The sequence below is a fragment of the Ramlibacter sp. AN1133 genome, from assembly GCF_037890035.1.
GTDB lineage: Bacteria > Pseudomonadota > Gammaproteobacteria > Burkholderiales > Burkholderiaceae_C > Ramlibacter.
The window spans coordinates 1-25313 of the sequence record NZ_JBBKTQ010000020.1; the positions used below are offsets into that span (position 1 = coordinate 1).

Annotated in this window: 23 protein-coding genes and 1 tRNA gene; 6 read left to right on the top strand and 18 right to left on the bottom strand. The window is 69.7% G+C overall.

What is annotated here, in order from left to right:
- Together WG923_RS22515 and WG923_RS22520 are read right to left on the bottom strand one after the other, a co-directional pair.
- Positions 1-933, bottom strand: a 933-nt coding sequence (locus WG923_RS22515) for an enoyl-CoA hydratase-related protein (RefSeq protein ID WP_340353250.1), incomplete at its 3' end; no start/stop codon positions are given.
- Positions 934-1028: 95 nt separating this feature from the next.
- Positions 1029-2012 (bottom strand): helix-turn-helix transcriptional regulator, encoded by a 984-nt coding sequence (locus WG923_RS22520; RefSeq protein WP_340353251.1) that lies wholly within the window; start codon positions 2010-2012, stop codon positions 1029-1031.
- Positions 2013-2204: 192 nt separating this feature from the next.
- Here WG923_RS22520 and WG923_RS22525 point away from each other — a divergent pair, with 192 nt between their 5' ends.
- A complete protein-coding gene (locus WG923_RS22525; RefSeq protein WP_340353252.1) occupies positions 2205-3791 on the top strand; it encodes a benzoate-CoA ligase family protein in 1587 nt (528 codons plus the stop codon).
- Positions 3792-3800: 9 nt separating this feature from the next.
- Here WG923_RS22525 and WG923_RS22530 read toward each other — a convergent pair whose 3' ends face one another.
- From WG923_RS22530 to WG923_RS22550, 5 genes are read right to left on the bottom strand one after another with little or no spacing between them, the layout of a single operon-like run.
- A complete protein-coding gene (locus WG923_RS22530) occupies positions 3801-4949 on the bottom strand; it encodes an FAD-dependent monooxygenase (protein WP_340353253.1) in 1149 nt (382 codons plus the stop codon).
- Positions 4950-4954: 5 nt separating this feature from the next.
- Positions 4955-5170 carry a hypothetical protein gene (locus tag WG923_RS22535; RefSeq protein ID WP_340353254.1) on the bottom strand — a complete coding sequence of 72 codons (216 nt, stop codon included), beginning with the start codon at positions 5168-5170 and terminating at the stop codon, positions 4955-4957.
- Positions 5167-5595: a hypothetical protein gene (locus WG923_RS22540; RefSeq protein WP_340353255.1), complete on the bottom strand. Its 429-nt coding sequence runs from the start codon at positions 5593-5595 to the stop codon at positions 5167-5169. Before WG923_RS22540 ends, WG923_RS22535 begins: the two co-directional genes overlap by 4 nt.
- Positions 5592-7562, bottom strand: a complete 1971-nt coding sequence (locus tag WG923_RS22545; protein WP_340353256.1) for an oxidoreductase — start codon at positions 7560-7562, stop codon at positions 5592-5594. The genes WG923_RS22540 and WG923_RS22545 overlap by 4 nt, the downstream gene beginning before the upstream one ends.
- Positions 7563-7581: 19 nt before the next feature.
- Positions 7582-9210 (bottom strand): (2,3-dihydroxybenzoyl)adenylate synthase, encoded by a 1629-nt coding sequence (locus tag WG923_RS22550; protein WP_340353257.1) that lies wholly within the window; start codon positions 9208-9210, stop codon positions 7582-7584.
- Positions 9211-9367: 157 nt separating this feature from the next.
- Here WG923_RS22550 and WG923_RS22555 point away from each other — a divergent pair, with 157 nt between their 5' ends.
- Both WG923_RS22555 and WG923_RS22560 read left to right on the top strand, forming a co-directional pair.
- Positions 9368-10267 carry a LysR family transcriptional regulator gene (locus WG923_RS22555; protein WP_340353258.1) on the top strand — a complete coding sequence of 300 codons (900 nt, stop codon included), beginning with the start codon at positions 9368-9370 and terminating at the stop codon, positions 10265-10267.
- 45 nt (positions 10268-10312) lie between these two features.
- A complete protein-coding gene (locus tag WG923_RS22560; RefSeq protein ID WP_340353259.1) occupies positions 10313-11671 on the top strand; it encodes a class II 3-deoxy-7-phosphoheptulonate synthase in 1359 nt (452 codons plus the stop codon).
- 15 nt (positions 11672-11686) lie between these two features.
- Here WG923_RS22560 and WG923_RS22565 read toward each other — a convergent pair whose 3' ends face one another.
- The 4 genes from WG923_RS22565 to serS all read right to left on the bottom strand — a co-directional run bounded on the left by WG923_RS22565 (position 11687) and on the right by serS (position 15450).
- The gene (locus WG923_RS22565; protein WP_340353260.1) at positions 11687-12778 is read right to left on the bottom strand and encodes a saccharopine dehydrogenase family protein; all 1092 of its coding nucleotides are present in this window, start codon (positions 12776-12778) and stop codon (positions 11687-11689) included.
- 240 nt (positions 12779-13018) lie between these two features.
- Positions 13019-13109 (bottom strand) — tRNA-Ser (locus WG923_RS22570).
- 67 nt (positions 13110-13176) lie between these two features.
- Positions 13177-13998, bottom strand: a complete 822-nt coding sequence (locus WG923_RS22575) for a beta/gamma crystallin-related protein (protein WP_340353261.1) — start codon at positions 13996-13998, stop codon at positions 13177-13179.
- Between the two features lie 141 nt (positions 13999-14139).
- Positions 14140-15450, bottom strand: a complete 1311-nt coding sequence (serS, locus tag WG923_RS22580; protein ID WP_340353262.1) for a serine--tRNA ligase — start codon at positions 15448-15450, stop codon at positions 14140-14142.
- Positions 15451-15508: 58 nt separating this feature from the next.
- Between serS and WG923_RS22585 the strand changes: the two genes are divergently transcribed.
- On the top strand, positions 15509-15922 hold the full coding sequence (locus tag WG923_RS22585) for a VOC family protein (protein ID WP_340353263.1): 414 nt from the start codon (positions 15509-15511) through the stop codon (positions 15920-15922).
- A 132-nt stretch (positions 15923-16054) separates the two neighbouring features.
- Here WG923_RS22585 and WG923_RS22590 read toward each other — a convergent pair whose 3' ends face one another.
- Genes WG923_RS22590 through WG923_RS22600 form a run of 3 tightly spaced genes read right to left on the bottom strand, consistent with a single transcriptional unit; the run spans position 16055 to position 18430 of the window.
- Positions 16055-16996, bottom strand: a complete 942-nt coding sequence (locus tag WG923_RS22590) for a threonine/serine dehydratase (protein ID WP_340353264.1) — start codon at positions 16994-16996, stop codon at positions 16055-16057.
- Between the two features lie 20 nt (positions 16997-17016).
- The gene (ispH, locus tag WG923_RS22595) at positions 17017-17952 is read right to left on the bottom strand and encodes a 4-hydroxy-3-methylbut-2-enyl diphosphate reductase (RefSeq protein ID WP_340353265.1); all 936 of its coding nucleotides are present in this window, start codon (positions 17950-17952) and stop codon (positions 17017-17019) included.
- Between the two features lies 1 nt (position 17953).
- Positions 17954-18430 carry an FKBP-type peptidyl-prolyl cis-trans isomerase gene (locus tag WG923_RS22600; RefSeq protein WP_340353266.1) on the bottom strand — a complete coding sequence of 159 codons (477 nt, stop codon included), beginning with the start codon at positions 18428-18430 and terminating at the stop codon, positions 17954-17956.
- 56 nt (positions 18431-18486) lie between these two features.
- On the opposite strand from WG923_RS22600, the gene radC reads away from it, so the two are divergent.
- On the top strand, positions 18487-19164 hold the full coding sequence (gene radC, locus WG923_RS22605) for a RadC family protein (RefSeq protein ID WP_340353267.1): 678 nt from the start codon (positions 18487-18489) through the stop codon (positions 19162-19164).
- 82 nt (positions 19165-19246) lie between these two features.
- Positions 19247-19885: a Smr/MutS family protein gene (locus WG923_RS22610; RefSeq protein WP_340353268.1), complete on the top strand. Its 639-nt coding sequence runs from the start codon at positions 19247-19249 to the stop codon at positions 19883-19885.
- 132 nt (positions 19886-20017) lie between these two features.
- Here the strand turns inward: WG923_RS22610 and WG923_RS22615 are convergent, their stop codons facing one another.
- Genes WG923_RS22615 through WG923_RS22630 form a run of 4 tightly spaced genes read right to left on the bottom strand, consistent with a single transcriptional unit; the run spans position 20018 to position 25303 of the window.
- Positions 20018-20422: a group II truncated hemoglobin gene (locus tag WG923_RS22615; RefSeq protein ID WP_340353269.1), complete on the bottom strand. Its 405-nt coding sequence runs from the start codon at positions 20420-20422 to the stop codon at positions 20018-20020.
- Positions 20423-20444: 22 nt separating this feature from the next.
- Positions 20445-22970 carry an ABC transporter permease gene (locus WG923_RS22620; protein ID WP_340353270.1) on the bottom strand — a complete coding sequence of 842 codons (2526 nt, stop codon included), beginning with the start codon at positions 22968-22970 and terminating at the stop codon, positions 20445-20447.
- A 25-nt stretch (positions 22971-22995) separates the two neighbouring features.
- Positions 22996-24411, bottom strand: coding sequence for a C13 family peptidase (locus tag WG923_RS22625; RefSeq protein ID WP_340353271.1), 1416 nt, complete (start codon positions 24409-24411; stop codon positions 22996-22998).
- 31 nt (positions 24412-24442) lie between these two features.
- Entirely contained in the window at positions 24443-25303 is an 861-nt protein-coding gene (locus WG923_RS22630) for a formate dehydrogenase accessory sulfurtransferase FdhD (RefSeq protein ID WP_340353272.1), read from the bottom strand.
- Between the last annotated feature and the right edge of the window lie 10 nt (positions 25304-25313).

The window sequence follows — 25313 nt, forward strand, 5'->3', positions numbered from 1 at the left end:
CTGCAGCGGGTACCAGCCGGCGCCCTTCGCCTCGATCGCGGCGATGTCGCCTTCGACCGGCGTGGCGGGCGCCTTGACGGTGAAGGTCGCGACGCGGCGGGAGCGGTCGATCTCCACCGTGACGTGCGAATAGCGCAGCGCGTCGGCTTCGATGGTGCGCTGCAGGGGGGTGAGCGTCACGCCCTTCGCGCCGGCGGGGCGGTCGCTCGCGGCGGCGAGTTCCAACGCGCGCTCCTGCACGCGGGCGGCGAACTGCTGCGGCTTGACGGCTTCGTCCACCAGCCGCCAGTCGACGGCCTTCTGGCCGCGCACGCCTTCGGCGGTGGTGCAGAAGATGTCGGCCAGGTCATGGCGCACGTGGCGCTTGTCGGTCACGCGCGTGAGGCCGCCGGTGCCGGGCAGCACGCCCAGCAGCGGCACTTCCGGCAGGCTCACCGCGCTGTTGCGGTCGTCGACCAGGATGATCTCGTCGCAGGCCAGGGCCAGCTCGTAGCCGCCGCCGGCGCAGGCGCCGTTCACGGCGGCCAGGAACTTCAGGCCGCTGTACTTCGAGGAGTCTTCCAGGCCGTTGCGCGTCTCGTTGGTGAACTTGCAGAAGTTCACCTTCCAGGCGTGGCTGGACACGCCCAGCATGAAGATGTTGGCGCCGGAGCAGAACACCTTGTCCTTCGCGCTGGTGACGATCACGGTGCGGACCTCGGGGTGCTCGAAGCGGATGCGGTTGATCGCGTCGTTCAGCTCGATGTCGACGCCCAGATCGTAGCTATTGAGCTTGAGCTTGTACCCCGGGCGCAGCCCCGCGTTCTCGTCGAAGTCGGCCACGAGCTTCGCGATCGAACCTTCGAAGCTCAGCTTCCAGTGACGGTACTGGCTGGGGTGGGTCTGGTAATCGACCGGCGTGGCGGGCGAGGGGGTCGTGGCGGACTGGTTCAAGGGGCTCTCCGGTTGATGCACTATGCTGCGTTTGCGCTGCGTCAATGAACGGCATCATAGTGCATGTCACGGAGAACAATCAAGCACTTTTCTGCCTAGGGTTTTCCCTCGATCGGGAGTGCCTTGCGGACCATCCCGCGCAAGGCCAGGTAAGTCTCGTCGAGCGCGCCGATGCTGGTGTCCACGTGCATTTCCGCCTTGGCGTAGAAGGGCGTACGGTGCGCCAGGATCTCCTTGAGGTCGTCCATCGCCTCCTTGTTTCCCGCCATCGGCCGCAGGTCGCCCTGGGCGGCCACGCGGTTCATGTGGTCCTCGGGGTGCGCCTTGAGCCACACGGTGGTGCAGTGGGACAGCAGCAGGTTGAAGGTGGCGGGTTCGGCCACCAGCCCGCCCGGTACGGCGATGACGGCCTCGGGATAGATCTGGATCGTCTCCTCCACCGCTCGGCGTTCGTAGCGGCGGTACGCGTTCTGCCCATAGAGCGACTGGATCTCGCTGATCGTGCAGCCGGCGAAGCTCTCGATCTGGCGGCTCAGCTCCACGAAGGGGAAACCCAGGTCCTCCGCCAGCATCTGGCCCAGCGTGCTCTTGCCCGCGCCCCGCAGGCCGATCAGGGCCACCCGCGACGGGCGCGGCCCGGCCGACGCGCTGGCGCCGTCGACGATGGGCACGATCGCCTCGCGCACGCGCCGCAAGGTCGTCTCGTCCTGGTGGGCCAGCAGCTCGCGGATCATCAGCAGCTCCGGCGAGGTGGGCTCCACGCTCAGCAGCTCCGACGGCCTGCATTTGAGCGCCTGCGCCACCTGCAGCAGGATCAGGACGGAGGCGTTGCCCACGCCCAGCTCGAGGCTGCCGAGATGGCGTTCCGAAACGCCGGCGGCGGCGGCGAGTTCCCTGCGCGTCATGCCGCCGCGGCTGCGCAGCGCGCGCACCCGTTCGCCGACCTGCACCAGGAACGGGTGCTTGCCGCCTGCGTCGGCACGGCCTTCGGCGCCGGCCGTGTCCGTTTCGAGCGCGGCAGGGTCGCGCGGCTCTCGGTTAGGTGTTAACCCGTGCATGTGCAATATCGTGCTTGACACTTGTTCTCGAGGCCTTCTAAAGTGCATGCAGGCACGATAGTGCATCCAGACCGCCATGGCAAGCCAGCACGCGACACGTTTCGCCTTCGCCCGCGACCACGCGGGGTCCGCTGCGCGCCTTGAACTTCTGTCACCGGCTCTCGGCCGTCCAGGCCGCCGCCGCCGTCCTGTCCCACCTTCGCTGAGGTGCCCATGCCCCCGACCACCGTCCCGCCGCCCCCGGAAGTCTTCAACTTCGCCCAGCACCTGCTCGCCGCCAACCTCGCCCGCCAGGCCAAGGCGGCGTTCGTCGACGACCAGGGCGTGCTCACGTACGGCGCGCTCGACGAACGCGTGAGGCGGCTTGCCGCCGGCCTGCGCGCGCTCGGCATCCGGCGCGAGGAGCGCGTGCTGCTGCTGATGCAGGACTGCACCGACTGGCCGGTCGCCTTCCTCGGCGCGATCTACGCCGGCATCGTGCCGGTGGCCGTCAACACGCTGCTCACCGCCGACGACTACGCCTACATGCTGGAGCACTCGCGCGCCCAGGCCGTGCTGGTCTCCGGCGCGCTGCTGCCCGCGGTGAACGCCGCGCTGACGCGCAGCGACCACGAAGTGCTGAAAGTCATCGTGTCGCGCCCCGTCGCGCCGCTGCACCCCGCCGAAGTGGAATTCGAGGCCTTCGTCCAGGCAGCGACGCCCCTCGCGCGGCCGGCCCGCACCGGCGCCGACGATCCGGCCTTCTGGCTCTATTCGTCCGGTTCCACCGGCCGGCCCAAGGGCACGGTGCATTCGCAGGCCAACCCCTACTGGACCTGCGAGCTGTACGGCAAGGGCACGCTGCAACTGCGCAGCGACGACACCTGCTTTTCCGCCGCCAAGCTGTTCTTCGCCTACGGCCTGGGCAATGCGCTGACCTTCCCGATGTCCGTCGGCGCGACCACGCTGCTGATGGCGGAGCGGGCGACACCGGACGCGACCTTCCACCGCCTCACCGGTGGCGTCGGCGGCCTGCGTCCCACCGTCTACTACGGCGCGCCGACCGGTTTCGCCGGCCTGCTCGCCTCGCCGAACCTGCCCGCGCGCGGGCAGGTGGCGCTGCGCCTCGTGTCCTCGGCCGGCGAGGCCTTGCCCGCCGAACTGGGCGAGCGCTTCAAGGCGCACTTCGGCGTGGACATCGTCGACGGCATCGGCTCCACCGAGATGCTGCACGTCTACATCTCCAACCGGCCCGACCGCGTGCGCTACGGCACCACCGGCTGGCCCGTGGCCGGCTACGAGATCGAGCTGCGCGGCGACGACGGCGAGCCGGTGCCGGACGGCGAGCCGGGCGACCTGTACGTGCAGGGCCCGAGCGCCGCCATGATGTACTGGGGCAACCGCGAGAAGACGCGCGAGACCTTCCGCGGCGGCTGGACGAAGAGCGGCGACAAGTACGTGCGCAACGCGGACGGCAGCTACACCTACGGCGGCCGCAGCGACGACATGCTCAAGGTCAGCGGCATCTACGTGAGCCCGTTCGAGGTCGAGGCGACGCTGGTGCAGCACCCCGCGGTGCTGGAGGCGGCGGTGATCGGCAAGGAAGACGCCGAGGGGCTGGTCAAGACCAAGGCCTTCGTCGTGCTGAAGACCGGCGCCAGCGCCACCGAGGAGGAACTCAAGGCCTTCGTGAAGGATCGGCTGGCGCCGTACAAGTACCCGCGCTTCGTCGAATTCATCGAGGACCTGCCCAAGACCGCCACCGGGAAGATCCAGCGCTTCCGGTTGCGCGAGCGGGAGCGCGCCGCCGCGGCGGCCTGAGGCGGCGCTTCAGGGGGCCGCCACCTCCGGGTGCAGCTTCTCGTAGGCTGCGGCGAGCTGCGGGTCGCGGCGCCGCACCTCCGCGTGGTCGACGCGGCCGGTGCGCGTCATGTAGCTGTACGCGAACTCCACTGGCGTGAGGGTGCCCACCAGCGCGTCCATCCGCTCGTACCAGCGGATGCTCACGTTCGCCGCGTCCCAGATCTTCTTCATCGGCGGCAGCCGCGTTTCCTGGTAGCGGGCAAGCGCCGCCTTCAGGTCCGACGTGCCGCACTCCCGGAAGGCCTTGAACAGGGCGAGCGCGTCTTCCATCGCGAGGCGCGTTCCGGAGCCGATCGAGAAATGCGCGGTGCGCAGCGCATCGCCGACCAGCACCACGTTGTCGAAGCTCCAGCGCTCGTTCCACACGGCCGGGAAATTGCGCCAGTACGAGTTGTTGGAGAGGATCGTGTGGCCCTCCAGGTCCTTGGCGAAGACCCGCTCGCAATACCGGATCGTGTCCCCGGGCGCCATCGCGTCGAAGCCTGCGCGCTTCCACGTGCCCTCTTCCACCTCCACCAGGAAGGTGCTCCTGTCTGGCTTGTAGCGGTAGTGGTGGGCACAGAACACGCCCACGTCGGTTGCGCGGAAGGTCAGGGTGAGGCTGTCGAACGCCTTCGTCGTGCCGTACCAGATGAACCGGTTGGGGCGCCAGTCGGTCGTGGTGCCGAACTTCGCTTCGTTCTGCGTGCGGATCCAGGAGAACGCACCGTTGGCGCCGACGATCAGGTCGGCTTCGCCGAGGGCGTCCAGGCTGTTCACCTCGCTGCCGAAGAGGATCTTCACCCCGAGCTTCTCGACGTAGGCGTACAGCAGCGTCAGCAGCTCCAGCCGCCCGATCGACGAGAAACCATTGCCTGCGATCGGGATGCGCGTGTCGTTGTGCACGATCGTGATCTCCGGCCAGGTCTCCAGGTGCGGCGTGAGGTACCGGTACAACGCCTCGTCGTCGGCACGCAGGAATTCCAGCGCGCGGTCCGAGAACACGACGCCGAAGCCCCAGGTGGCGTCGCGCGGGTTGCGCTCGTGGATGGTGATCTCGTGCGAAGGGTCGTGCCGCTTCATCAGCGCGGCGAAGTAGAGTCCCGCCGGACCGGCGCCGACGATCCTGATCCGCATGCTGGCTACTCCTGGCTTGCCTCAGCGGGCGCGGGCGCGGGCGGCAGCGCCTGCCGCCGCGCGGCGGCGAACTCCGCGAGCGCCCGGCGGAACTCCGCCTGCCCTTCCTCGCTCATGGGCGTGCCGCATTCGTAGCAGCTGCCCTTCATCCGGTCGAACCAGCGGCAGCCGCAGGCGTCGCACGCCAGTTCGGGCGCACCGGCGGGGTTGCGGAAGATCACCGGCAGGCTCCCATGAAGGCGAATCCGAGTTCCGTCAGCACCTCCTCGAAACCCCGCTCCTCCAGGTGGCAGCGGCGCCGCAGGATGTAGCAGACGATGTGGCCCGAACGGATGCCGGAACGCAGCACCTCGAACAGGCTGGCGGCCGAAGCCGCGGCGATCGCCGCCAGCGCCTCGTCGTCGGCGGACAGCGCGATGTCGGCGCGGCTGCTGGCAAAGCCGGCGAAGGGCTCGATGCGGGCCGCGGTACCGCCTTGCTCCACCTGCCACAGCAGCATGGACTGCGGGTCCTTGCGCGCCACCAGCGCCAGCCGTGCGCCAGGGTCCAGGGGACCGAACAGGTCTTCCCGGCCCGCCGCCGCGGCCTGCCAGAAGGCGAGCGGCGGCAGCGCATCCACGGCCACCGGAGAGGCGAGCTCGCTCACAGCCGCACGCCCAGACGGAAACCTTCCTGGATCGCCTGCTCCAGGCCGCGCGGGATGACGGCATCGCCCACGCCGTGCAGCTCGTCCACCATCCACTCGAATTCGCCGAACAGCGCATGCGCCGGCGCCATTTCGGCCGCGAGGATCACGCTGTCGGCGGGGATCAGCACGCGCTCACCCTTGGCATCGACGATCGTGGCGCCTTCGGCATCGACCTTCACCAGATGGCTGGACGTGCGGCAGGGAATGCCCAGTTCCTCGACCCACGAGGCATGCCGCCACTTGAAGGAAGGCTTGACGTCGCCGGCGATGCGCTTCTCGGCCTCGACGACCGTGACTTCGGCCTGCTGGTGCTTGCGCAGCGACTCCGCGAGCGTGAGGCCGATCTTGCCCCCGCCGATCACCACCACGCGCTTGCCTGCCTGCACCCGCCCGTGCGCGACGTCGAGAGCGTCGAGCATGCGCTCGGCACCCTCGACATGGGCGAAGCGCCGGCGGTCGATCTTCGCGCCTGCCGCCACCACGCACACGTCGTACTGGTGCAGCACGCTGCGCATGAACTTCGCGTGCACCTCGGTGTTCAGGCGCACCTCGATGCCCAGCTTCTTCGCCACCACTTCGTAGTGCCGGATCACCGAGAGCAGGTCGTCGGGCCGCGCCAGGTCGTTGGACGCATAGGCGTACAGGTTGCCGCCGATGCGATCCGCCTTCTCGAACACGGTGACGTCGTGCCCTCGCTTGCGCGCCGAGATCGCGCACTCCATCCCTGCCGGGCCGGCGCCGATCACCATGATCTTCTTCTTCACGGTGGCCGGCGTGACCTGGTATTCCGGTTCCACCTCGTGGCCCAGTGCCGGGTTCATCGTGCAGGTGTAAGGCAGGTCGCGGAACAGGCGCGACAGGCAGTTGAGCGAGCCGATGCAGCGGCGCACCTCGTCGAGCCGGTCCTCCGCCGCCTTGTGAATGAGCTCGGGGTCGGCGAGCAGCGGCCGGCAGACCTCCCAGAAATCGAACATGCCGTCGCGCAGGCACTCGTCGGCCATGCGCGGATCCGGCAGCCGGTTGCCGAAGGTGATGAGCGTGCCCGGGAACATCTTCTTCGCGCGCTCAGCGAGATAGTTCCAGTACCCCGGCGGGATGTCGCGGCCGATGGAAGACTCGGGCGCCTCCTGCCAGCCGACCGTGACGCTGATCATGTCCACGCCCGCGTCCACCGCCTGCTGCATCAGCTCGAAGCATTCGTCCTCGGTGTTGCCGCCCCACTGGTCCATCAGCTCGGCGCCGTTGAGGCGCACGATCAGCGGGTTGTCCGGCGTGGCCTGCTTGATGCCGTCGATCAGCTCGCGCATGAAGCGCCCGCGGTTCGCGATCGAGCCGCCGTATTCGTCGCTGCGCTGGTTGGTGAAGCGCGAATTGAAGTTGGCCAGCAGGTAGCCCATGAAGCTGGTGATCTCCGTGCCGTCGAAGCCGGCGCGGATGGCGCGGTCGGCGGCCTCGGCGTGCTGCCGGATGCATTCGCGGATCTCCTCCTTGGTCATCACCTTGGGCGGGCGGAAGTGCGGCAGGGTCTGCGGCACGTCCGAGGGCTGGATGCAGTAGCCCAGGTCGATGCCGCCGTAGCGCCCCGCATGCAGGATCTGCTGGATGGCGACGGCGCCGTTGGCCTTGATGTCCTGCGCGATGCGCTCGAACTGCGGCAGGAACCTGTCGTCGAAGATCGCGACCTGCCGGAAGTACGCCTTGCCTTCGCCCAGCGGATCGGGGTAGGCGCCCTGGTTGGTGATGATGCCGCAGCCGGTGCGGGCGATCACCCGCATGCGGGCGATCTCGCGCTCGGTGATGAAGCCGTCGCGCGTGTTGTAGTTGGACACGCAGCAGGCGCCGTACTTGATGCGGTTGCGCGTTTCGAAACGGCCCAGGCGGGCCGGCTCGAAGAGGTGCGGCAGCTTGGCTTCACCGGGTTTCATCTCGTCTCCTCTTTCGTCTTCATGGGTTCGCGGCCATGCGCTGGAGGACCAGCTCGCGCAGCTCGCGCTTCAGGATCTTCCCCACCGGGCTGACCGGGAATGCCGGCATCACTTCCAGCCGTTCCGGCAGCTTGAAGGTGGCGATGCCCTGGCGCTTCAGGTGCGCCACCAGTTCCTCGAAGGTGAGTTGCATCCCCGGGTGCAGCACCACGCAGGCGCAGGCCTTCTCGCCGAACACCGCATCGGGCATGGCCACCAGGCTCACCTGCCGCACCTGCGGCAGCCCGAACACCAGGTTCTCCACCTCTTCGCAGCTGATCTTCTCGCCGCCGCGGTTGATCAGGTCCTTGCGGCGGCCCTCGGTGTAGACATGGCGCCCGCGCTTGCGCACGATGTCGCCCATGCGGTAGAAGCCGTCTTCGGTGAAGGCCTTCGCGTTGATGTCGGGGGCGTTGTAGTAGCCGCGGATCGTGTAGGGGCCGCGCGTGACCAGTTCGCCGGATTCGCCATCGGGCAGCTCGCGGCCGGCGTCGTCGAGAACACGGATCTCGTCGAGCTCGCTGACCGGCGCGCCTGAGCTTTCCAGCAGCAGGTCCTCGGGGTCGTCGAGCCGCGTCATGTTGATCAGGCCTTCGGCGGTGCCGTAGATCTCCTGCGCAATGCAGCCCAGCTCCTTGCGCACGCGCGCGCGCAGCTCGGGCGCGAGGCGGGAGCCGCCGTTCTGGATCACTTTCAGCGAAGAAAGGTCGAACCGCCGGCCGACGTCTTCGGCCAGCCAGCGCGTGATCAGGGGAACGACGGCGGCGACCACCGTGACGCGCTCGCGCTGGATGGTGGAAAACACCTCCTGGACGTCGGCGCTCTTCGCGATGACCAGCGTGCCGCCGCGGTAGAAGGCGCCGAGCATTCCCGGCGAGGCGAGGTTGTAGTTGTGGCCCAGCGGAAGGATGGCCAGGAACACCGTCGCCTCGTCGAAGCCCGCGGCTTGGGAGCACAGGCGGGCGTTGAGCACGTAGTCGTCGTGGGTGCGCGGGATCAGCTTCGACAGCGAGGTCGTGCCACCGGACAGCAGCATGGTGGAGACCTCGTCCGCACCAGGCGTGGCCGCCTGCAACGCCGCTTCGTCGGGTTCGGTGTTCAGCATCTTCCACGCCAGTTGTCCGCGCGCGGGCTCGCCCGTGACGATCACGTGGCGCAGCAGCGCAGCCTCCGGGGCAAGCTCCAGCGCAAGCTGGCGGAAGTCGAAGCTGCCGGCGCTCTCCGCGATGAACCACGCCCGAGCGCCCGATGCGCCCAGGAAGTGACGGACCTCGGCCCGCCGGTGCGCCGCCAGCGCCATCACGGGGATCACGCCGATCGCGTTCAGGGCCAGGTAGGTGACGACGAACTCGATGCCGTTCGGCAGTTGCAGGAGCACCCGGTCGCGCGGGGCGAGCCCGAGGCGCAGCAGCCCGGTGGCACAGGAACGCACGCGCGCCAGCAGTTCGCCGTAGGTGATGCGGGTCGTGCCGTGGACGACCGCACTCTTGCCGGGGTGGCGGGCGGCAGTGCGCTCCACCATCTGCGTGACGGTGAGGCCTTCCCAGACGCCCGCCGCGCGGTACGCGCGCGCGGCCTCGTCCGGCCACGGGACGCAGCCTTCGAGCATGTCTCCTCTCCTTCCGGTCTGCCAATAGAGCGCATCGCGCCGCCGATTTCCTTGATCCACGGCAAGGCAGCCGCGGCATGGTGCGCCTCCCCGGCGCATTCGCCAATGGAATGCGCTGAATAGACAATATTCACCTTGGGAATCTCAAGGAAACCCCGTGGACCTCGAGAAGATCGACCTGAACCTGCTGGTGGTGTTCAAGCACCTGCTCGCCGAGCGGAATGTCTCGCGCGCCGCGCAGGCGCTGGACCTCTCGCAGCCCGCGGTGAGCAACGCGCTCGCGCGCCTGCGCAAGCTGCTCGGCGACGAGCTGTTCCTGCGCACGCCCGGCGGCATGGTGCCGACCCCTTTCGCCGAGCAGATGGCGGACTCGGTGACGCAGGCGCTCGGGCTGATCCATGCGGCGCTGAACCAGCGCGCCGCGTTCGACCCGGGGCACAGCGACCGCACCTTCGCCATCAGCATGACGGACATCGGCGAGATCTACTTCCTGCCGGCGCTGATGGACCTGCTGCGCCAGCAGGCGCCGGGGGTGGGCATCACCACGCACAGGAGCACAGGCAACCTGCGCGACGACATGGAAGCGGGCAAGGTGGACCTGGCCATCGGCCTCATCCCCGGATTGAAGGGCGGCTTCTTCCAGCGGCGCCTGTTCGCGCAGCGCTATGTCTGCCTGATGCGCAAGGGGCACAGGCTCGACAAGAAGAAGATCTCGCTGGCGGAGTTCAGCGACGCCGAGCACCTCGTCGTCGTGTCCGCCGGCACGGGGCACGGGAAGGTGGACGAGATCATGAAGCGCAAGAGCGTCGCCCGCCGCATCGCACTGACGGTGCCGCACTTCGTGGCCGTGGGGCACATCCTGCAGGCCACGGACCTGGTGTCGACGGTGCCCCAGCGCTTTGCCGAACGGATGCTCGAGCCCTTCGACCTGGTGGCGGTGCCGCATCCGGTGGAGCTGCCGCAGGTGGCGATCAACGTGTTCTGGCACGCGAGGAACCACCGGGAGCCGGGCAACCAGTGGTTGCGGGGGCTGGTGTTCGAACGCTTTTCGGGCTGAAGCCCGTCAATGGCTTCGCCCGCCCGCGGCATTACGATGCCGTCCATGGATCCCTGGCAACCCTCCTCGTGGCGCGATCGGCCCGCCCTGCAGCTTCCCGCGTATCCCGACGCGCAGTCGCTCGCGGCCGCCGAACGCCGGCTGGCCGCCCTGCCCTCCCTCATCTTCCCCGGCGAGATCTCGCAGCTGCGCCAGCGCCTGGCGGCCGTGGGGCGCGGCGAGGCCTTCCTGCTGCAGGGCGGCGATTGCGCGGAGAGCTTCGACGAACTCGGCGAGCAGCCGGTCGAATCCACGTTCCGCGTGATCCTCCAGATGGCGGTGGTGCTCACCTACGCGGCGGCCTGCCCGGTGGTGAAGGTGGGACGCATCGCCGGCCAGTTCGCCAAGCCGCGCTCCTCCGACACGGAGACGGCCGGCGGCATCACGCTGCCTTCCTACCGCGGCGACATCGTCAACGGCAGCGAATTCAGCGCCGCCGCCCGCCAGCCGGACCCGGCCCGCCTGCTGACGGCCTATTCGCACTCGGCAGCCACGCTGAACCTGCTGCGCGCGCTCGCGCAAGGCGGCTTCGCCGACCTGCACGAGGTGCATCGCTGGACGGCCGACTTCGTGCGCTCGAGCCCGCAGGGCGAGCGTTTCGAGGAACTCGCCGACCGCATCACGCAGTCGCTCGCCTTCATGCAGGCCTGCGGCTTCGACGCCGCCCGCGCGCCCCAGCTCCATGCGGTGGAGTTCTACACCTCGCACGAGGCCTTGCACCTGCACTACGAGCAGGCGCTGACGCGCCTGGACGCGCGCGAACAGCGCTGGTACGGCGGCTCGGCACACCTGCTGTGGCTGGGCGAGCGCACGCGCGCCGTGGAAGGCGCGCACGTCGAATACCTGCGGGGTGTGCGCAACCCCGTGGGCGTGAAGCTCGGCCCCACCGCCCGGCCCGACGACGTGCTGCGGCTGCTCGAGATCCTCGATCCGCTGCAGGAGCCCGGACGCATCGTGCTGATCGCGCGCATGGGCAGCGACAAGGTGGCGCAGGCGCTGCCGCCCCTGTTGCGCGCCGTGCGCGATGCGGGCCGCGCGCCGGTGTGGTGCTGCGACCCGATGCACGGCAACACCGTGACCTCGTCCAACGGCTACAAGACGCGCGACTTCGAGCGCATCCTGCAGGAGGTGCGCGGCTTCTTCGCCGCGCACGCGCAGGAGGGCACCTATCCGGGGGGCCTGCATTTCGAGATGACCGGCCAGGACGTGACCGAGTGCCGCGGCGGCGCCCAGGCCGTCAGCGATGCGACCCTGGGCGAGCGGTATCGCAGCGCCTGCGACCCGCGGCTGAACGGCTCGCAGAGCCTGGAACTCGCCTTCCTGATCGCGGACGTGCTGAAGGCGGCGCGGCGGGCGCCGCGCTAGCGTGCCGCGCCGGCTTCAGGAAATCGTGTGGACCTGGCGCGCCTTCTCATAGGCCTTGCCGAACCGGTTCGCCAGGAAATCCGGCAGGCGCACGCGCTCCTGCGGGATGAAGCCTGAGGTGGGCAGTTTCCCCTCGCGCAACAGGTCCACCGCCGCGCAGATGCCGGCGGCGGTCGTGATCTGGATCGCGGAGAGCTGGCGATCGCCGGAGCGCTCGGCGAAGATCTTGCGCGCGAACACCTCCTGCAGGAACGATCCCTTCTTCATGCCCGAGACGGTGACGAACACGAGCACCACGTCCTGCATCGTGGCCGGCATCGAGCGGCGCAGCATGTCCTTGAGCGTCTCCTGGTCCGAATGCAGCTGCAGCTCGCGCAGCAGGAACTGCATGAGGTTGCGGTGGCCGGGGTAGCGCACCGTCTTGTAGTCGAGGTTGCGCACGCGCCCTTCCAGCGTTTCGCACAGCGTGCCGAGCCCGCCGGAGGTGTTGAACGCCTCGTACTCGATGCCGTCCACCGAGAAATGCTCCAGCCCCTCGAGCGGCAGGACCTCGATGGCCTTGCCGTCGCGAATCGCCTCGCAGGGATGGCAGTACTCGTTGATCAGGCCGTCCACGCTCCACGTGAGGTTGTACTTCAGTGCGTTGGTGGGGAACTCGGGCAAGGCACCGACGCGCATCTTCACTTCCTGCAGGGTGTCGAAGGACTGGGTCAGATGGTGGGCCACGATCCCGATGAAGCCTGGCGCCAGGCCGCACTGCGGCATGAACACCGTGCGCGCGTCCGCGGCCATGTGCTTGATCTCCTTGGTCGCGGCGACGTCTTCGGTCAGGTCGAAGTAATGGCAGCCGGCCTGCAGCGCCATGCGCGCCGCGGAAATCGCGAGGTGGTAGGGCAGCGCGTTGACCACGATCTGCTGGCCTGCCAGGGACAGCGCGATCGCCTCGATCGATTCGCCCACCGCTTGCGTGTCCATGCCCTCGGCTGCCAGCTCCGCCAGCGCGCGGGCGTTCTGGTCGAAGACGGTGACCTGGTAGTCGCCGCTCGCGTGCAGCAGGCGGGCGATGCGCTGGCCGATGTGGCCGGCGCCCAGCAGTGCGACCTTCATGGGTGTACTCTCTTGGTCAAGGGCGGGCCGTCGGTGCATCCGACGTCGAACCGCCGCCGCCGGTTTCCTCTTCGCCTCCGCAAGCGCCCCCGATTTCGGCTCCGGAGGTCCCGATCATCTCCTGAACCTCGCCGCGGCGAGCGGGCCGCGGTTCCCGGACGCGGAAAAGCAAAAAGCCTTGATTGCTCAAGGCTTCTTGCTGTTGGAGAGGACTCTGTGGACCTCTCTGGACTTGCGTCCTGGCGGAGCAGGAGGGATTCGAACCCTCGATACGGTGAAACCGTATACCGGATTTCGAGTCCGGCGCATTCGACCACTCTGCCACCGCTCCTGGATTTCGGTTCGCGTGGTGCGAAGCCGGCGATTTTAGCACCAGCGCGCGAACCGCCCCGCCGTGCCTACATCCGCGGTTCGCCGCGCTCGTTGACGATGATCGTGTTGCCCGCGGGCGGTGCGCTCATCTGCACGGTGTGCGGCGTGCCGCGGTAGTTGTAGGTCACCTCGTAGTACGCGGGCGCGCCCTGCACGGTCTCGCAACGCTGGACATCCTGGGTCGCATAACCCGGCGCGGCGTTGCGCCCCGCCACGTTGCTCCCCACCACGGCGCCCGCCACGGCGCCGACGCCCGTCGCCGCATCCCGGCCGCTGCCGGCGCCGACCTGGTGGCCCAGGATGCCGCCCACGACCGCGCCGAGCACCGCACCACCCACGTTGGCGTTGGCATTGGCGTTCACGTTGGCGGCGGGGACGGCCTGCCGCTCCACCCAGCAGCGCTGGTTGGCCGCGCCCATGATCGCGCGCACGTCGCGGATCGGCACCTCCTGGACGCGCTCGCTGGCGCGCCGGCGATAGGCATAGTCGCCGCCGGCGGCGGCCTGCGGTTCGAACTCGTAGCGGCGGCCTTCGCGGGCCGGCCGGATCGACGCGATGTTCCACTGCAGCCCGGTGCCGCGCAGGTCGGGGTAGTTGCCCCGGCGCAGCACCGCGCAGCGGCCCTGGAAGCGCGGCTGCTCGCACACTTCCCAGCGGCCACGCTCGACCACCACCGAGGCAGCGGTGTCGCCCAGCGCGCGCCGCTCGACGTTGCGCACCTCGCCATTGACCACCACGGAGTGGCCGCGGAACCCTTCGCGCTCGTAGAGGACGATCTGGGCCATCGCCTGCGAGGCGAGGACCAGGGCGGAAGCGGCGAATGCCGCCTTGAAGAAGAACTTGGCCATGTGCGGGCTCCTTGTCATACAGCTGCGCGGGTCGATGCGCCCGCGAGCCTGCATGGTGTTCAAGGGCCGCCTACCGACGTGTAGGCGCCTGCCGTTGAGCCTTGTCGGCTGACGGCCTTGCGCGGTGTTGCGCGCGCAAAGTCAGGCAACAAGACGTTCCAGGCCGCCCAGGTACGGGCGCAGCGCCTGCGGCACCGTCACGCTGCCATCCGCGTTCTGGTAGTTCTCAAGGACGGCGACCAGCGTGCGCCCCACCGCCAGGCCCGATCCGTTGAGGGTGTGCACCAGCTCGTTCTTGCCCTGCGCGTTCCTGAACCGGGCCTGCAGCCGGCGCGCCTGGAAGGCCTCGCAGTTCGAGACCGAGCTGATCTCGCGGTAGGTGTCCTGCGCCGGCAGCCAGACCTCGAGGTCGTACGTCTTGGCGGCGCCGAAGCCCATGTCGCCCGAGCACAGCAGCACCACGCGGTACGGCAGGTCCAGCTTCTGCAGGATAGCCTCGGCGTTGCCGGTCATCTCCTCGAGCGCTTCGTAGCTCTTCTCGGGGTGCACCACCTGCACCATCTCCACCTTGTCGAACTGGTGCTGCCGGATCATGCCGCGGGTGTCGCGCCCGGCGCTGCCCGCTTCGGAGCGGAAGCACGGCGTGTGCGCCGTGAGCTTCACGGGCAGCTGCGCCTCGGCGAGGATCTCGTCGCGCACGAAGTTCGTCAGCGTCACCTCGCTGGTCGGGATCAGGTACAGCGCCTGCTGCTCCTCGTCGCCCAGGCCATCCTGGCCGCCCTTGCTCACCGCGAACAGGTCGGCCTCGAACTTGGGCAGCTGGCCCGTGCCGCGCAGCGTCGCCTCGTTGGCGATGTAGGGCGTGTAGCACTCGGTGTAGCCGTGCTCCTGCGTCTGCGTATCGAGCATGAACTGCGCGAGCGCACGATGCAGGCGGGCGATCTGCCCCTTCATCACGGTGAAGCGCGCGCCGGCGAGCTTCACGCCCGTGGCGAAGTCCAGGCCCAGCGGCTCGCCGAGGTCGACGTGGTCCTTGACCTTGAAATCGAACTGGCGCGGGGTGCCCCAGCGGCGCACTTCGACGTTGCCGGCCTCGTCGGCGCCCACCGGCACGCTCTCGTGCGGCAGGTTGGGCACGGCCAGCAGCAGCGCCTGCATCTCGGGCTGGATCTGGTCCAGCCGGGCCGCGGACTGGTCCAGCTCCACCTTGAGCTGCGCCACCTCGGCCATCACGGCATCGGCGGACTGGCCCTTGGACTTGAGCTGGCCGATCTGCTTGGACAGCTGGTTGCGCCGGGCCTGCAGCTCCTCGGTGCGCGTCTGGATGGTCTTGCGCTCGGCCTCGAGCTTCTGGAAGGCTTCGACATCGAGGAAGGGCTGCGGGGACTTGCGCGCTTGCAGGCGCGCGATCACCGTGTTCAGGTCTTTGCGGAGCAGGTTGACGTCGAGCATCGGGGCATTTTATTCGGCTGCCTGCGTACCATCGGACGAACTCCCGGGAGAAGCCACCATGCGGATCGAACCCTACCTGTCCTTCGGCGGCCGCTGCGAGGAAGCGCTGTCCTTCTATGGCCGCTGCCTCGGCGGGCGCATCGTCGCGCTGAACCGCTACGCGGGCTCGCCGCTCGACACCCCCAAGCTGCCGCCGGAATGGAAGGACAAGGTGCTGCACGCCGAACTGGAAGCGGACGGCACGCGCATCCTCGCGAGCGACGGCCTGCCGGGCGCCGCGAAGCCCGCGTTCAGCGGCATCACGCTGTCGCTGGACCTCGGGGAGGACAAGCAGCGGGCGGAGCGCATCTTCGACGCGCTGGCCGCAGGCGGGCAGGTGCGCATGCCGCTCGCGCCGAAGTTCTGGGGGGCGGCGATGGGGATGCTGCAGGATCGGTTCGGGGTGGGGTGGATGGTGAGTTGCGCGCCTTGACTTGGGCATTGCACGTAGGCTGGCGCTGAGCCGCGTCAGCGCGCGAAGCCCAGCGAGGCGCGAGCGCAGCGAAGCGCTGGGCTTCCGGCGCTGGCGCGCGTCAGCGCCAGCCTACCGGCCCCAGCGCGCACATCAGGAGAGCGTCCCCGGATCCAGGTTCGCGCCGCAGAGAATCAGCGCCACCGTCTCCCCCCTGCGCGGCACATGCGCCCGCGTCTGCAACGCCGCCAAACCCAGCGCCGCCGCCGGTTCCACCGCCAGCTTGAACTCCTTCCACAGTGCAAGCTGCGCCGCCCGGATCGCTTCATCCCGCAGCAACAGCGCATCGGCCACATGCCGCGCCGCGATGTCCCACGCGATCGCGCCGACACGCCGCGCGCCCAGCGAATCGGCCGCGATGCCGCTCACGGCCACGTCCTCGGGTTCTCCAGCGGCCCGGGCGCGGTACAGCGTGGGCGCGAGCTCGGGCTCCAGCGCGATCACGCGGCTGCGCTGCGCGAACCAGGCGGCGATGCCGGCGATGAGGCCGCCGCCGCCCACGCTCACCAGCACGGCGTCCGGCGTGCGGCCGCCCTGCTCCTCGATCTCCATCGCGATCGTGCCCGCGCCCGCCACCACCTCCGGCTGGTCGTAGGCATGCGTGAGCAGGGCGCCCGTCTCGCGCTGCCGCGCCAGGCAGGCCTCCAGCGCTTCCGCATACACGGCGCCCGTGACGACGACCTGCGCGCCCAGCTCGCGCAACTTCTGCTGCTTGGCCGCGCTGCTGACGGTGGGCACGAACACCTCGCACTTCACGCCGAGGGCTCGCGCCGCCGCGGCCGTGGCGATGCCGGCGTTGCCGCCCGATGCGACGATCACGCCGGCGGCCGGAATGGGGTTGGCGAGCAGGCGGTTGTACATGCCGCGCGCCTTGAAACTGCCGGAGACCTGCAGCTGTTCGAGCTTGAGCCAGACCTCGGCGCAGTCGACGCCGAGCGCGGCCCCGGGAAGCTGCCACAGGGGCGTGCGGCGGATGAAATTGCGGCCGTCGGCGCGAAAACGCGCGGCGGCCGCTGCGATGACGTGCCGGTCCATGGGCGGCACTGTAGCGGCGTTTACTGCTTCAGGCCCTTGGGCAGCGGGAACTTCACGGTCTCGACGATGCCGTCCATCTTGCGCACCGCCACCGCGCCCATCTCCTTGATGCGCGCGATGACCTGCTCCACCAGCACCTCCGGCGCCGAGGCGCCGGCCGTGAGGCCCACCCGCGTCTTGCCCTGCAGCCACTCGGCCTTCAGCTCGCTCGGATGGTCCACCATGTAGCTGGGCACGCCCAGCTTGCGCGCCAGCTCCGCCAGGCGGTTGCTGTTGGAGCTGGTCGGGCTGCCCACCACGATCACCACGTCCACGCTCCGCGAGAGCATCTTCACGGCGTCCTGCCGGTTCTGCGTGGCGTAGCAGATGTCCTGCTGCTTGGGCTGCCGGATGGTGGGGAAGCGCTCCTTCACGGCCGCCATGATCTCCGCCGCGTCGTCCACCGACAGCGTGGTCTGCGTGACCACGGCCAGGCGCTCGGCCTGCGCCGGCTGCACCTTCGCCACGTCGGCCACGCCCTCCACCAGGTGGATGCCGTGATCGAGCTGGCCCATGGTGCCTTCCACCTCGGGATGGCCCTTGTGGCCGATCATGATGAACTCGTAGCCCTCCTTGGCGAGCTTGGCCACCTCGATGTGGACCTTGCTCACGAGCGGGCAGGTGGCGTCGAAGACGTGGAAGCCGCGCGCCGCCGCCTCGGCCTGCACCGCCTTGCTCACGCCGTGGGCGGAGAAGACCAGCGTGGCGCCCGGCGGGACTTCGTCGAGGTCCTCGATGAAGATCGCGCCCTTGGACTTCAGGTCGTTGACGACGAAGGTGTTGTGCACGATCTCGTGGCGCACGTAGATCGGCGCGCCGAAGCGGGCCAGCGCCCGTTCGACGATCTCGATGGCGCGGTCGACGCCGGCGCAGAAGCCGCGCGGTTCGGCCAGCAGGATTTCCTGGGGGGCGGCCACGTCAGATCACCCCGATCAGCTGCACTTCGAAGGTGACCGGCTCACCCGCCAGCGGATGGTTGAAATCCAGCAGGACCTCGTCGGGGTGGCCATCGCCGTCCGCGTCGGCGCCGAGCTCTTTCACCGCGCCCGCATACCGGCCGGCGCCGTCCGGGGTGGGAAATTTCACCACGTCGCCCACGGAATATTTGGCATGCGGGTCGCCTACTTGCACCAGCAGTTTGCGTGGAATCCAGCGCACCATTTCCGGGTTGCGCTCGCCGAAGGCCTCGCCGGCGGGGATCTCGAACTGCGTGCGGGTCCCCTCTTCCAGGTCCAGCAGGCGCTGCTCGATGGCGGGGGAAAGCTCGCTGTTGCCCAGTGTCAGCGTCGAGGGCTTGCCGTCGAAGGTGTTGATGATGTCGCCCGAGGGGCCCGCGAGCCGGTAGTGCAGCGTGAGGAAGGAGCCCGGATGCACCCGGGGCGTGGAGGAGGCCATGGAAGTCCCGATAAACTGGCCCTCCATTCTAGGAAGTCGGGACCAGGGGCACGAAGATGGCGCTCAAAGACCTCCCGGCGGACGCCCGCCCGCGCGAAAAGCTGCTGGCCCGCGGGGCGGCCGCGCTGAGCGATACCGAGCTGCTGGCCCTGCTGCTGCGCACCGGCACCGCCGGCCGCGGCGTGCTGCACATGGCGGAAGACGTGCTGCTGCGCTTCGGCGGCCTCGCCGGCCTGCTGCACGCCGGCAGCGAGGAATTGCGCAAGGTCCATGGCCTGGGCGGCCCGGCCAAGCGCTCGGAGCTGATCGCCGTGCTGGAACTGGCGCGCCGCGCCGTTTCCGAGCAACTGCGCGCCCGCGAGGTGTTCGGTTCGCCGGACGCCGTGAAGAATTACCTGCAGCTGCACCTGGCGCGGCGGGCCCACGAAGTGTTCGCCGCCTTGTTCCTCGACGCGCAGAATCGCCTGATCGCGATGGAAGAACTCTTCCGCGGCACGCTGACTCAGACCAGCGTGTACCCGCGCGAAGTCGTGCTGAAATCGCTGCAGCACCACGCCGCGGCGATCGTGCTGGCGCACAACCATCCGAGCGGGACGGTGCAGCCCTCGCGCGCGGACGAGGCGCTCACGCAGACGCTGAAGGCGGCGCTGGCGCTGGTGGACGTGCGGGTGCTGGACCACGTCATCGTCGCGCCGGGGCAGGCGTTGTCGATGGCGGAGAAGGGATTGATATGAGCGTCGCCGGGCCGCCCCAGGACGCGAAGGCCCCCTCGGGGGGCAGCGCAGTACACGAAGTGACCAGCGTGGGGGCTCCATTTTGAAATCGAAGTCGTTGCAGGACCTGCACGGAATCAAGCAGAAGATCGCGGAGCGGGAGCGCATCGCGCGGGAGGAGGCCGCCGTGCGGGCCGAAGCGCAGAAGCGCACCGATGCGGACAAGAGCCTGTTCCAGCGCGCCGCCGGCCCGGTGCAGAAGTTGCGCACGCATGGCCGCGTGCATCACCCGCCGGAGCCCGTCGCGCCGATTCCGGCGCAGCGCCAGCTCGATGACCAGCGGGTGCTGAAGGAGGCGATCAGCGACGAATTCGACGCCTCCACGCTGCTGGAGGTGGACGACGCCCTGAGCTTCCGCCGCCCCGGCATCGGCATCGACGTCGCCCGCAAGCTGCGTCGCGGCGAGTGGAGCATCCAGTCCGAGATCGACCTGCACGGGTTCCGCACCGAGGACGCCCGCGAGGCGCTGGCGGGCTTCCTGCGCGAGGCCATGCGCCAGGGGCTGCGCTGCGTGCGCGTGGTGCACGGCAAGGGCCTGGGCTCACCGGGCAAGACGCCCGTGCTCAAAGGCAAGGTGCACAGCTGGCTGGTGCAGAAGAACGAGGTGCTGGCGTTCGTGCAGGCGCGGGGGGACGAGGGTGGGGCGGGGGCGGTGGTGGTGTTGTTGAAACCGGGGGCGTAGGCGCGCAATGTAGGCTGGTGGTGGAGGCGCGAAGCGCCGGAACCCCAGCTTCGCTGCGCCGGAACCCAGCTTCGAAGCGCTCGCTGATCGCTGGGGTTCGCAAGGCTCACCGCCAGCCTACGTCCCCGGCTGTCAGCCCGGCGTGTTCCGCATCCAGTCTGCCGTCTGGAAGAAGGCCTGCCGCAGTCGCGCCCGCAGCGCCTCGTCGACCCCCACGTCGCCCATCGCTTCGTCCATGCACGCCAGCCACTGATCGCGCTCCACCACCCCGATCTTGAACGGCATGTGCCGCATCCGCAGGCGCGGATGGCCGAAGCGGTCCGTGTAGTGCGGCGGGCCGCCGAGCCAGCCGCACAGGTACCAGAACAGGTTCTGCCGCGCCCGCTCCAGCTCGGTGCCGTGCGCGGCACGCAATTCGGCGTACTTCGGCTCCAGGTCCATCAGGTCGTAGAAGCGGTCGACGAGGGCCTGCACCTTCTCCTCGCCGCCGATCCACGCGAAGGGGGTGTCGTGCGGCGGCTTGTCTTGGGTCTCCATCGCGGCGATTGTCCCAAGAACGCTATTCGGCCGCCTTGCGCAAGGTTTCCACGACGGGGCGGCTCAGCACGCCGCGCAAACCCCACCAGCCCGCCGCCAGCGCCAGCACCGCGCCCGCGGCCGCGCCGACCAGCGGCACGAAGGGCGAAGCCGTCCACGTGAAGTCGAACGCGTACTTCGCCAGCGCCCAGCCGACGATGGAGGCGACCACGCTGGCGAGGAAGCCCGCCAGCAGGCCGATCCCCACCAGCTCCGCGCGCTGCACCTGCCTCAGCAGCGAGCCGCGCGCGCCCACCGCCCGCATGATCGCGAACTCGCGCGCCCGCTCCTCGCGCGTGGCCGTGACGGCGGCGAACAGCACCACCACGCCCGCCGCCAGCGTGAACCCGAACAGGAACTCCACCGCGCGGATCACCTTGTCGAGGACGTCCTGCACCTGGTTCAGCGTGGCCGTCATGTCCACGTCGGTGATGTTGGGGAATTCGCGCACCAGCGCGTTGTCGAAGCCCTTGCGTTCAGGCGCGCGGAAGGCGCCCATGTAGGTGACCGGCACGCCGGGCAGCGCGCTCACGGGGTACATGACGAAGAAGTTCGCGCGCATGGAGGACCAGTCCACCTTGCGCAGCGAGGTGATGCGCGCCTCGCTCATGGTGCCCGCGATGTCGAAGCGCAGCGTGTCCCCGAGCCGCAGGCCCAGCGTGGTGGCCAGCCCCTCTTCCACGCTCACCGTGCCCTGCTCCTCCGGCACCCACCGGCCCGCGACCAGCTGGTTGTGCGCCGGCTGCTGCGCGGCGAACGACAGGTTGAACTCGCGATCGAGGAGCCTGCGCGCGCGATCCTCGGGGTAGCGATCCGGCGAGATCGCGCTGCCGTTCACGGCCACCAGCCGGCCGCGGAACATGGGGTACCAGTCCAGCCGCTGCACGCCCGCGCCGCGCAGGCGCGCGAGGAAGGCCTCGCCCTGCTCGGGCATCACGTTGATCACGAAGCGGTTCGGCGCGTCCGCCGGCGTGGCCTGGCGCCAGCTCGCGATCAGGTCGGTGCGCAGCAGCACCAGCAGCACCAGGGCGAGCAGGCCCACGGCCAGCGCGCTGCTCTGCACGACCGCATAGGCCGGACGCGCGCCGATCTGCCGCGTGGCCAGCACGAGCCAGCGCGGGGCCGTCGCCTCGCTGACCACGCGCTTGAGCAGTTTCACCGCCACCCAGCTCAGGCCCGCGAACACCAGCACCGCGCCCGCAAAACCACCCACGGCGATGCCCCCCAGCTTCACGTCGCTGCTCGCGGCCAACAGCAGCGCGGCGAAGCCGGCCACGCCGATGCCCAGCACCAGCAGCGATGCGGGCTTCAGGTTGCCGACGTCGCGGCGGATCACGCGCAGCGCCGGCACCTGCGCCAGTTGCAGCACCGGCGGCAGCCCGAAGGCGAACAGCAGCGTGAGCCCCATGCCGAGCCCGAACAGCACCGGCCATATGCCGGGGGCCGGCAGCCGGCCTTCCACCAGGCCGCCCAGCATCGCGACGAACACGAAGTGCACCGCGAAGCCGATCGCCACGCCCAGCAGGCTGGCGAACACGCCCACGAGGGTGAATTCGAAGGCATAGCTGCCGGCGATGGTGCGCTGGCTCTGGCCCAGCACGCGCAGCATCGCGCAGTCGTCCAGGTGCCGGCTGGCGAAGCCGCGCGCGGCCAGCGCCACCGCCACCGCGCTCAGGAGCGCGGCCAGCAGCGCCACGAGGTTCAGGAATTTCTCCGCGCGATCGAGCGTCTGGCGCATCTCGGGCCGTCCGCCTTCGAGCGATTCGACGCGCACGCCGCGCACTTCGGGGCGACGCGCTTCCGCCACCGCCCAGTCGGAAAAGCGCGCCACCGCGCGCGGGTCCTCACCCGCGACGGCGAAGCGCCAGCCGACACGGCTGGCCGGCTGCACCAGGCGCGTGGCGGGCAGGTCGTCGACGTGGATCATCACGCGCGGTGCGAAGCTCAGGAAGCCCGCCCCGCGGTCCGGCTCCAGCGTGATCACGCGCGTGATGCGCAGCTGCGAGTCGCCCAGCAGCAGCGGGTCCCCGACGGCGAGGCCCAGGGCCTCCAGCAGCGCCGGATCGACCCACGCTTCGCCGCGCCTGGGCACCTCGGAGGTGGGGCTGCCGGGGCCTTCGGCGTCCTGCGCGACCTGCAGCCGGCCCCGCAGCGGATAACCGGTCGGCACCGCCTTCAGCGCGACGAGGCGGCTGCCACCGCCCTGCGCATCCGGCGCGCGCGCCATCGAGGGGAACACCAGCGTCGTGACGCTGCGCAGGCCCAGGCTGCGCGCCTGCCGGTCGAACTGCGCGGGCGTGGGCTGATCGCTCACCACCACCGCGTCGCCGCCCAGGAGCTGGCGCGCATCGCGCTCGAGCCCCGTCTTCAGGCGGTCGGCGAAGAAGCCCACGGCGGTGAGCGCCGCCACCGCGAGGGTCACGGCCACGATCAGCAGGCGCAGCTCGCCGCCGCGCAGGTCGCGCCACAGGGTGCGCCAGCCGAGCGACCAGGCGGAATGGAATGCCACTAGGTAAGTCCTGGAGGTTGTCGCGTCACGGACGCGGTGTCGGCGCGGTCGCGGCCAGGCGCGACTCCAGCGCCTGCAGCAACGGCTTGATGCCCTCGCCCACGCTGATCTGCGGGTTGGAGAAGCCATCGGGCTTGCCGGCCTCTTCCTCGCGCTGCCGGATCAGCGGCACGGCGGCGGCGAAGGCCTGCTCGAAGGAGTAGGTGCGCCGCAGCTGCTCGTCGAACACCGCGCGGCCGAAATAGGTGAGGTCCGAGGCCCGCCCGCAGCCATAGGAGGTGTGGTCGCCGTCCGCCGCCGTCATGACGAGCGTGGTGTGGCCCGCCAGCGGGCCCACCCAGCCGCCCGAATAACAGGCGGAAATCACGATCACGCGGTTGCGGATGCCCGCCTCGTCGAGCGCCACGCGCAGCTCGCCAGGGCTGATCGCGTCGACGCTCAGCGGCGGGTGCGCGGCGGCCAGCTGGAAGTCGCGCGCGCCATGCGAGGTCAGGTAGATCACAAGGAGGTCGTGCTCGCGGTCCATGCGCCGGGCCAGCGCGTCGATGGCGCGCTTGAGGTTCAGCGGGGTGGCCCAGGGCAGGGACTCCACCGTGTCGACGTGGTTCACGAGCTGCAGCACGCGGCCCCTGGCGTCGAAGCGCTGCGCGAGCACGTCGGCCACCAAGGCGCTTTCCTTCAGGAACACGTCCTCGGCGGCGAAGGGCGCGAACACGAGCCCGTAGACGTCGGTCACGCCCGGCCGCTCGGGAGCCAGCGATTCGACGGCGCGTTCGAACACGGTCTGCTGCAGCTCGAAGCTTTCCTGCGTCAGCACCAGCTTGGGCGACTCGTCGACGGCCACGGACTGCGGCGCCTCCCACGGCCGCTCGGGAAACTGCGCGGCGGTGATCGCGAAGATCAGGAACAGGCCGGCAACCAGGGCCGCCAGCCGCCGGCGGCGCAGGCCGAAGCTGCGCCCCAGCACCACCACGATCGCCATCGACCAGGCCCAGAGCAACGCATAGCTGCCCCACGCGAACAAGGCCGATGCGTCCAGCACCTGCGGCAGCATTCCATGCGCATGGGCGATGCCCAGCAACTGCGAGACCGTGCCCGGCACCAGCGCCGCCACCAGCCACAGCGCCAGCCAGCTGGCCGCGCCGGGGCGCGGCAGCTCGCCCTCTTCCGCGCGGCCGGCCAGCAGCGGCCAGAGCAGCGCGAGGATGGCCGTGACCGACCAGAAGGGCGCGAGCCAGGCCCGCAGGTTGAAGTCGGCCGGACCGTCGATTTCCATCCGGCCGAGGGCGATCTCCACACCGACCGAGAGCAGCGCCAGCAGCAGCAGCTCGCGCGGGCGCACGTGCGCGCCGCCGAGGCGCGGGCTGCGCAGGAACGCTGCGCGCACGCCTTCGCGCAGCCAGTGGCGCAGGCCGGAGCTTCCGCCAGCGTTGTCGTTCATGGGTCCATCATGCCAAACGGCCGGCGCAGGCTCACGGCGCCGCGCGCAGGCGGGCGCCGGCGAGCTCCGGCTGCAGCACGAGGCGCCCGGGGGCCGTGTAGCAGAGGAAGCGCCGGTTGGTGGCGCGCCCGATCGCGCACAGCCCGATGCGCTCGGCGATCTCGTATCCCATCTGCGTGATGCCGCTGCGCGAGACGACGATCGCCACCCGCATCTGCGCCGACTTGATCACCATCTCGCTGGTCAGCCGCCCGGTGGTGTAGAACACCAGGGGCTCCTCGGGCGTGGGCGCGATCGCCGCCTCCTGCTCGCGCAGCCACATCCAGCCGGCGATGGTGTCGATGGCGTTGTGGCGGCCGACGTCCTCCACGAACAGCAGCATCTCCTCGCCGCGGAACAGCGCGCAGCCGTGCACCGAGCCGGCGGACTTGTACGTGCTTTCCTGCAGCCGGATCGCGTTCACGATGCCGTACAGCTGCGCCTGGGTGAGGCGCGCCTGCGGCAGCGGTGCGCTGTCGATCTCCTCCATCATGTGGCCGAACACGCTGCCCTGCCCGCAGCCGGTGGTGACGACGCGGTGGGCGGTGCGTTCCTCGATGCGCTCGATGCCGTCGCGGGTCTTGACGGCGGCGGCGTTGACCTCCCAGTCCACCGTCACCGATTCGATCGCGGCGGGCGAGTCGACCAGGCGCTGGTTGCGCAGGTAACCCAGCACCAGCCATTCGGGGTGCGCGCCGAGCGTCATCAGCGTGACCAGCTCGCGCTTGTCGACGTACAGGGTCAGGTCGCGTTCGGCCGGGATCGAGATCTCCTCCGACTCGCCGAATTCGTTGACGGTCCGCACGCTGCGGGTGAGCGGCGCGCGGGCATCGGTGAGCACGGGGCGGGTCATGCCGGCAAGG

Coding starts and splice junctions, on each gene's coding strand:
- WG923_RS22525 (WP_340353252.1), top strand. CDS start 2,205: ATGCCCCCGACCACCGTCCCGCCGCCCCCGGAAGTCTTCAACTTCGCC.
- WG923_RS22530 (WP_340353253.1), bottom strand. CDS start 4,949: ATGCGGATCAGGATCGTCGGCGCCGGTCCGGCGGGACTCTACTTCGCC.
- WG923_RS22545 (WP_340353256.1), bottom strand. CDS start 7,562: ATGAAACCCGGTGAAGCCAAGCTGCCGCACCTCTTCGAGCCGGCCCGC.
- WG923_RS22550 (WP_340353257.1), bottom strand. CDS start 9,210: ATGCTCGAAGGCTGCGTCCCGTGGCCGGACGAGGCCGCGCGCGCGTAC.
- WG923_RS22560 (WP_340353259.1), top strand. CDS start 10,313: ATGGATCCCTGGCAACCCTCCTCGTGGCGCGATCGGCCCGCCCTGCAG.
- WG923_RS22565 (WP_340353260.1), bottom strand. CDS start 12,778: ATGAAGGTCGCACTGCTGGGCGCCGGCCACATCGGCCAGCGCATCGCC.
- WG923_RS22575 (WP_340353261.1), bottom strand. CDS start 13,998: ATGGCCAAGTTCTTCTTCAAGGCGGCATTCGCCGCTTCCGCCCTGGTC.
- serS (WP_340353262.1), bottom strand. CDS start 15,450: ATGCTCGACGTCAACCTGCTCCGCAAAGACCTGAACACGGTGATCGCG.
- WG923_RS22585 (WP_340353263.1), top strand. CDS start 15,509: ATGCGGATCGAACCCTACCTGTCCTTCGGCGGCCGCTGCGAGGAAGCG.
- WG923_RS22590 (WP_340353264.1), bottom strand. CDS start 16,996: ATGGACCGGCACGTCATCGCAGCGGCCGCCGCGCGTTTTCGCGCCGAC.
- WG923_RS22600 (WP_340353266.1), bottom strand. CDS start 18,430: ATGGCCTCCTCCACGCCCCGGGTGCATCCGGGCTCCTTCCTCACGCTG.
- radC (WP_340353267.1), top strand. CDS start 18,487: ATGGCGCTCAAAGACCTCCCGGCGGACGCCCGCCCGCGCGAAAAGCTG.
- WG923_RS22615 (WP_340353269.1), bottom strand. CDS start 20,422: ATGGAGACCCAAGACAAGCCGCCGCACGACACCCCCTTCGCGTGGATC.
- WG923_RS22625 (WP_340353271.1), bottom strand. CDS start 24,411: ATGAACGACAACGCTGGCGGAAGCTCCGGCCTGCGCCACTGGCTGCGC.
- WG923_RS22630 (WP_340353272.1), bottom strand. CDS start 25,303: ATGACCCGCCCCGTGCTCACCGATGCCCGCGCGCCGCTCACCCGCAGC.